Annotated in this window: 1 protein-coding gene; it reads left to right on the top strand. The window is 41.0% G+C overall.

Features of this window, described 5'->3' with window-relative positions; translation table 11 throughout:
* Positions 1–412 (top strand): beta/alpha barrel domain-containing protein (locus KH893_RS12640; RefSeq protein ID WP_486606310.1); only part of this gene is annotated, 412 nt, incomplete at both ends.

Here is a 412-nt window from a genome sequence, read left to right as displayed (position 1 = left end):
ACCTTAAGAGATGGCGAACAAACAATCGGTGTCAATTTCAGTATCAAAGAAAAAATAGCCATTGCACAGCAACTGGAAAAATGGGGTGTCGATGTCATCGAAGCGGGGTTTCCAATTGCTTCAAAAGGAGATTTCCAAGCAGTTCAAGCAGTGGCTTCATCAATTAAAAAAGCACGTGTAACTGCTTTAGCCCGTGCTAATAAAAAAGATATCGATGCCTGCGTGCAGGCAACCGATCCGGCAGCTCATAAACAAATTCACATTTTTATCGCTACCAGCCCAATCCATCGTCAATCCAAACTACATATGAGTAAAACAGAGGTTCTTGAAAAAATCAGCAGCAGCATTGAATATGCACATAATTTTTTTGAAATCATTGAATTTTCTCCGGAAGACGCAACCCGCACAGAAC

The organism is Liquorilactobacillus sicerae (assembly GCF_029916425.1).
GTDB lineage: Bacteria > Bacillota > Bacilli > Lactobacillales > Lactobacillaceae > Liquorilactobacillus > Liquorilactobacillus sicerae.
Note: the sequence above shows the minus strand (reverse complement) of the source record. Positions and strands in the feature narration are given on the sequence as shown.